This is a genomic window from uncultured Sphingorhabdus sp. (assembly GCF_937872355.1).
Classification (GTDB): Bacteria; Pseudomonadota; Alphaproteobacteria; order Sphingomonadales; family Sphingomonadaceae; genus Sphingorhabdus_B.
In genome coordinates this window covers 43,137-49,136 of record NZ_CALMSV010000262.1, presented here as the reverse complement: position 1 = coordinate 49,136, position 6,000 = coordinate 43,137, and the positions used below count along the sequence as shown (strand labels likewise).

The 6,000-nt window shown below is 58.7% G+C and carries 5 protein-coding genes and 1 pseudogene; 5 read left to right on the top strand and 1 reads right to left on the bottom strand.

From position 1 onward, the window contains the following. The 4 genes and pseudogenes from Q0239_RS16890 to Q0239_RS16875 all read left to right on the top strand — a co-directional run. Positions 1 to 142, top strand: a pseudogene (locus tag Q0239_RS16890) (50S ribosomal protein L13); the annotation flags it as partial. Continuing rightward, on the top strand, positions 142 to 633 hold the full coding sequence (gene rpsI, locus Q0239_RS16885; RefSeq protein ID WP_298605030.1) for a 30S ribosomal protein S9: 492 nt from the start codon (positions 142 to 144) through the stop codon (positions 631 to 633). The pseudogene Q0239_RS16890 and the gene rpsI, both read left to right, overlap by 1 nt. A gap of 52 nt (positions 634 to 685) precedes the next feature. Then, entirely contained in the window at positions 686 to 1,621 is a 936-nt protein-coding gene (locus tag Q0239_RS16880) for an alpha/beta hydrolase (protein ID WP_298605028.1), read from the top strand. A gap of 110 nt (positions 1,622 to 1,731) precedes the next feature. Then, on the top strand, positions 1,732 to 3,375 hold the full coding sequence (locus Q0239_RS16875; RefSeq protein WP_298605026.1) for a methyl-accepting chemotaxis protein: 1,644 nt from the start codon (positions 1,732 to 1,734) through the stop codon (positions 3,373 to 3,375). 1 nt (position 3,376) lies between these two features. Here the strand turns inward: Q0239_RS16875 and Q0239_RS16870 are convergent, their stop codons facing one another. Continuing rightward, the gene (locus tag Q0239_RS16870; RefSeq protein ID WP_298605024.1) at positions 3,377 to 4,828 is read right to left on the bottom strand and encodes a hypothetical protein; all 1,452 of its coding nucleotides are present in this window, start codon (positions 4,826 to 4,828) and stop codon (positions 3,377 to 3,379) included. 138 nt (positions 4,829 to 4,966) lie between these two features. Here Q0239_RS16870 and Q0239_RS16865 point away from each other — a divergent pair, with 138 nt between their 5' ends. Next, positions 4,967 to 5,971 carry a phosphoribosylglycinamide synthetase gene (locus tag Q0239_RS16865; protein WP_298605022.1) on the top strand — a complete coding sequence of 335 codons (1,005 nt, stop codon included), beginning with the start codon at positions 4,967 to 4,969 and terminating at the stop codon, positions 5,969 to 5,971. The last annotated feature ends 29 nt before the right edge of the window (positions 5,972 to 6,000 follow it).

The following is a 6,000-nucleotide window of genomic DNA, read 5'->3' as shown; positions in this document are numbered from 1 at the left end:
CATGGTTCCGCGCGGCCCACTCGGTCGCCAGCAGATGCGTGCCCTGCACCTCTACAACGGTACCGAACACCCGCATGACGGCCAGCAGCCCAAGGTGCTCGACGTCGCTTCCCTGAACCGCAAGAACAAGGTGGGTGCATAATGTCCGACACCGTAGAATCGCTCGCTGACCTCCAGACGCTGGGTGCCGAAGGTTCGGCTCCGGCTGCCCCCGCAGCCCCGCTGCGCGAAAAGGAAGTTGACGCACAGGGCCGCAGCTATGCGACCGGTCGCCGCAAGGATGCCGTTGCCCGCGTTTGGCTGAAGCCCGGCACCGGCAAAATCATCGTCAATGGCCGCGACCAGGAAGTGTATTTCGCACGCCCCTCGCTGCGCCTCGTCATCAACCAGCCCTTCGGCGTGACCGAACGGACCGGACAATATGACGTGGTCGCAACCGTAAAGGGTGGCGGTCTTTCGGGACAGGCCGGTGCAGTCAAGCACGGTATCGCCCAGGCACTGTCGAAGTTCGAACCCGCCTTGCGTGGTGCGGTCAAGGCCGAAGGCTTCCTGACCCGCGACAGCCGCACCGTCGAGCGTAAGAAATACGGCAAGGCGAAAGCCCGCCGCAGCTTCCAGTTCTCGAAGCGCTAAGCAAATCCTTTCTGGATTTTCCAAAGGGCGGCCCTCGGGTCGCCCTTTTCTTTTGCGTGCCATAGGATATCACCGGGCGATGCTGAAAACCGCACTGATTATCATCGCCCTGCTGCTGACTGTTGCAGGAATCTGGTTCTATCGATTGGGCGGTCCCGCACAGCTTGAGCTCGCGGACCGCTGGTGGCCCGGCAAAGCGGACGCAATCGGTTCTGCGGTTCTTGGCACCCATTACAGCGAGACTGCGTCATCACAGCAAAGCTATGACATCTATTACCCGGTTGGTGCCGGCAAAGAATGTGGTGACCGCAAATTTCCGTCGCTGCTCTTCTTCCATGGTGGTTCATGGCGCGACGGAGACAGGAGCAGCTATGCCTTTGTCGGCCGCGCTTTCGCCGCGCGCGGCTTCATCACTTTCATCGCCGATTACCGAAAGGCGCCCGGGCATCGCTTTCCCGATTTTGTCGACGATGCGGCACAAGCCATTGCCGGCGCCAACCGGGAGCTGAATCAAAGTACATGTGGCGACCCGGATCGCTTGTTCGTCATGGGGCATAGTGCAGGCGCGCATATTGCCATGCTTGCAGCGCTCGATCCAAAATGGCTTCGGCGGCATGGTCTCGACGCATCTGCAATAGCCGGCATTATCGGCCTTGCAGGACCCTATGATTTCCTTCCCTTCACGAGCGATGCCGCGCGCGACGCACTTGGACATTGGCCCAAACCTGAAGAGACCCAGCCAATCCACTTTGCCAATGGAAAGGCGCCACCGTTGCTGTTGCTGACCGGCGATGCCGATACGACGGTCAAGCCGCGAAACAGCAAGGCGTTGGCGAAAAAGGTCAATGAGGACACAGGCAAGGCAGAATTACGACTTTATCCCGAGGTCACCCATAGCGGGATAATCATGGCCATCGCCCGCCCGTTCCGCAGCAAGGCTCCGGTCATCGACGATGTTCTGGCATTCACACGGCAACAAGCAAAATAGGCATAGCGGTAGTTTAGAGACCACCAGCATGCGGAATGCGGCCCTGCATAGTTAATATTTCCTTTGGAACTTCCTGCGATAGCCGATTGGGATAGATTTCGGGAAGCTCGATGAACATATTCGGCAAATATCGCGACCTGTTCTCCATTGTCCTCGATCTGGGGGATGAAATGGAAACGTTGCGGCGCAGCGCAAGCGGCGAGAATCGCTCACTCCTGCTTGCTCAATTGCAGGCCGCGGCTGGGGCCAATGTTGCAATTCTGATCACAGCCATCCTGTTTTATCTTTCGACGGCCGCGCTAATGTCGACGTCGATCATTCCCTATTTCTCGATCGTCGGCGCGCCTTTTGTGGTGCTGTCCCAATTTCTGATCTTCCGCCTGCATTTGAAACTCAAAGACTATGATCTCGATGCCGATGATGACGGTCTCATTCTGAAAAGGCTGCGCAACCGCTTCGTCGAATATGTCGGCATCGGTTCCATCGCATGGGCAGGGTTGATCTGCGACCTGTGGACGCTCCCAGGCGAAATCAACCATGTTATCGCCGGAGGCACGGCCTTTGGCCTGATCGGCGTAGGTGCGTTGACCTTTCTGTGCCTACCGCGATCAATGTTTGTCTGGCTGGTTATGGTCACTGTAGGCGGCATCGCCGGGCCCCTGCTGTCCAATGAGCAACTGCCCTGGTATTTCTATGCCGCCACCGCGATTTACGGTTTTGCGTTGCACCGCATCGCAATGCGCCAATGGCGATCCTTCCTGAAATCGATCGATGATGCCCATGCCTTTGCCCATGCACGGGCCGATTTCTATGAGCAGGAACGCGAACGACGCGACGAAATTGAGGCCGAGCGCAAGCGTGCAGAGCAAGTCGAGGCCGAAATCCGCGCCAAGGCCGATCGGCAGCGACAGGCGGAGATGGAGCAGCTGGCACATGAATTCGAGCGATCCGTTATCATGACGGCAGATGCCATCACCACTGCGATTCGGGCGGTCGGCGAATCCGCAGAGCAACTGGCGGGTATCGGCGCGCAGACGCGCAACCGGGCCGATGCCATGGCGATCATGGCCGAAAATATGAGCAGCGCCATCCAGATGGTTGCCAGCGCCGCCCGGCAGTTGGGCGACGCAACGCAGGCCATTTCCGATCAGGTTGATGATCAGGTCGAGGCCGCCAATGCCGCCACGGGTAGCAGCCGCCTGAGCAGCACGGCTATCGGTGCACTCTCGCAGGATGCCGACAAGGTCGGAGAGATTGCAGCGATCATCGAGGATGTCGCCAGCCGCACCAACCTGCTCGCACTTAATGCCACCATTGAAGCGGCACGTGCCGGAGAAGCAGGTCGCGGCTTCGCGGTCGTCGCACAAGAGGTCAAATCACTCGCCAGCCAGACGCACCAGGCCATCGCCTCTGTTTCAGGGACCGTGGCGAATATTCGCGGGCAGATGGAAACCACCGCCGAAAAGGTGGAATCGGTCGTCGACAAGATCGATCGGGTTCAACAGGGTGCGGGGAACATCGCCGCCGCTATTTCGCAACAGCAAGCGGCGACGCGCGAAATAGGTGACAATGCCGAACATGCCGCCCGCAATGCCGAAGAAGTCAGATCGCAGAGCCAGGAAGTGAATCAGGATGCACTGCGGGTCGGCGAAGTTGCCGATGAAATGCATCAGGTCATGCGCGAGATGGAGTCGCGGGCTATTTCGTTGCGCGAGGCGAGTGCTGCCTTCCTGCAGCGCCTTCGCGTCGGCTGAGTCACCCCAAGCGCGGCTCCAATGCCGCAGCAATCCTGTCCATCGCACTTTGCAACCATTTTGACATCTCGGCATCGCCGACACCATCGAGACGAACCACCTGTGGCATAGACAGGCCGACCCGCAGAGTCCCACCCCAGCGGCCGTCGGCCAGTTTGACGCAGCGCACAGGTTGGCCAAGACGCACACCGTCGGCAGTCATCGCCTTGTGGATTGCAACCGCGCTGTCGAAATCGAGCGTGCGGCTGACTTCTCCGGCGCTATCGTGGCATAGGTCCAGGGTCACCAATGTCTGCATCTCGATGGGATGCTCAAATTCCTCATCCACATCTTCAACGGGTGCAGCGGCAACCTTTCGTGCACGCAGCTGCGCTGCCAGTTTGCCAGCAACCTGATTAAATGCTGACACGACCCGCGTGACCCTTGCTATGCTCAGCTTTTGAAACCGTTCCAATTCGAACAATGAGGCTGACAGGCGAAGTGCCAGTCCGGCATTGCCACTTGCCGGCAGTGCTTGAGCACCTGCCCATCCGGCCGGAACTTCGGCGCGGCGAAACACCGTTGCCATGCCAGCAGCCAACGGGGTGGCGGTACCGGCCATTCCCGCGGGCAGCAGGGCAAACCCGCTGAACGGAGGGCCACCCATGAACTTCGATCCGGTGAGGAAGACGATAATACCGCGCGCTAGATAATCGTGGATCGCCTGTGTCGTAATCCGCGCCTGGCAGGCATCGACAACAAAGGCGACATCGCCGCCAAAGCGACTTTGCAGTCGGTCAATATCGTCCAAATGCGGCAGTACCAGACCGGTCTTCGATCCGTGCACGACATGGACAAGGGGGTAACGACCTTCGGCCAGCGCCTTGGAAATCGCACCTTCCATTTGGGCGGCAAGCGTTTCACTGTCGAAAGCCTCACCTTCCGGATTGCGCACCGGAAAATCCCCCATCTCGATGGGAGGAAGACCGTCGATCGGCTGCCCCGGTTTCACATCGGCAACCAGCGCCGTTTCATTGGCGAAGTAGCATCCTGCGGCACTGTGGATGCAGCCTGAACCGCCCCCGCCGGCCCCAAGCAGCAGGTTGGCGATGCAATTAGGCTTGCGACCCGCGACCGCCAAAAGCGCTACATATTCTAGGTCGGTACCCGACGGTGCAAAGAAAATATCAGTTCCGGCCGGTAGGCTATAGGCACCGGAAATTCGGCCGCGCAGCTGATCTAGATAAGACGCATAAGCACCGCCCGATTGCAGCTTTGCCGCACCATCTGCAAATTCGGCTTCGAGAAACGCCATCGCATCGGCGCTCAAATCGTTAGCCGTCGAAGAGGCGAAGGCCAGAACTTCACGTGGATAGGGAGAGCTGTGATACCGGTTGAGACCTGTTTCGGCATCAAGCACGATGCGCGCGTCGCCGCCTCTGGTCATCCAGTCGGCCAGTTCGGAAATGGTCATAAGCGCGTAACTGGCCCTTTGTTTCCCTTGATGGCCCCGGCGTATAGCCGCCAAGCCGCAATTAGGAAATTGCGAAATTCGGCAAAGCGACTATGAGCGGCGGCGAAGAGGGGCAAAGCCCGTCAAAGGACTATGGATATGACCGAACCCACCCGCCTCACAGCCGAAGCCCGCAAGAATTTGCGCATCCTGTTCGTCGCCAAGCATGCCTTGGGTGACGGCAGCCTGCACGGCACAGATGGCAACCATTCGCCTTATCATTATGAGATGAAGACCATTCTCGCCGGACTTTTCGAAAAACTGAGCGTGGCGAATAGCTATGACGCGCTGTTCACCGATCCCGGCGTCGATTTCGTCTGGCCAATGCTCAATCGCGGCGGCTTCTTCAATTCGGAGATGCTGTGCCCGTTGCTCTGCGAGCGCCTCGGCGTTCCCTATCTCGGCGCCAATCCGATCCTGCGCGGACTGGCTGACGACAAGCACCTCACCAAGCTGGAAGGCAAGGCACGCGGCGTTCCGACTTGCGACTGGGCGGTCTACCGCGCGGGCGCGCCGGTCGAGGAAGCCCGCTGCCCCAAAGGCAACCGTTTCGTGATCAAGCCCAATAACAGCTCGGCTAGTTGGGGCATTGGTGACGCGCATGATTGGGAAGGCGTCAAGGAGGCTGTGCTGCGCATCCATGCCGAGGGCCATGATGCCATTGTCGAACCGTTCATGAATGGCAGCGATGTCGAGGTGCCGGTCATCACCAAGGACGGCGCCCCCTTCGTGATGCCGCCGATGCTGTTCAAACAGAATGACCCGTCGCACCTGCGCACCCACGCCGAAAAGCGTGATCTTGTCGAACGCGAGCATAAATATACGCTGGTGCCGTTTGAAGGCGACGAGGCCTGGGAAAAGATCAAGGCGATGACGTTGACCCTCGCCGAGATTTTTCGTCCGTTCGATTTCGGCCGCTTTGAATTCCGTTTCAATGAGGAAACAGGAGAGATCAACCTGCTCGAGGTCAATTTGCAGTGCAACCTGTGGTCAGAGAAAGTCTATGGCCGCTCCGCCGTTCTGATGGGCTGGAAACAGGAAGACCTGATCGAAACGATTGTCGCCGAAAGCCTGATCCGCCATGGATTGATGCCTAGGATATAAACCTGCATTCAATTGCGCGGTTAAAATTT

What these genes read in the sequence shown, in the direction of transcription:
- rpsI (WP_298605030.1), top strand. Translation starts at nt 142, where the DNA reads ATGTCCGACACCGTAGAATCGCTCGCTGACCTCCAGACGCTGGGTGCC.
- Q0239_RS16875 (WP_298605026.1), top strand. Translation starts at nt 1,732, where the DNA reads ATGAACATATTCGGCAAATATCGCGACCTGTTCTCCATTGTCCTCGAT.
- Q0239_RS16870 (WP_298605024.1), bottom strand. Translation starts at nt 4,828, where the DNA reads ATGACCATTTCCGAACTGGCCGACTGGATGACCAGAGGCGGCGACGCG.
- Q0239_RS16865 (WP_298605022.1), top strand. Translation starts at nt 4,967, where the DNA reads ATGACCGAACCCACCCGCCTCACAGCCGAAGCCCGCAAGAATTTGCGC.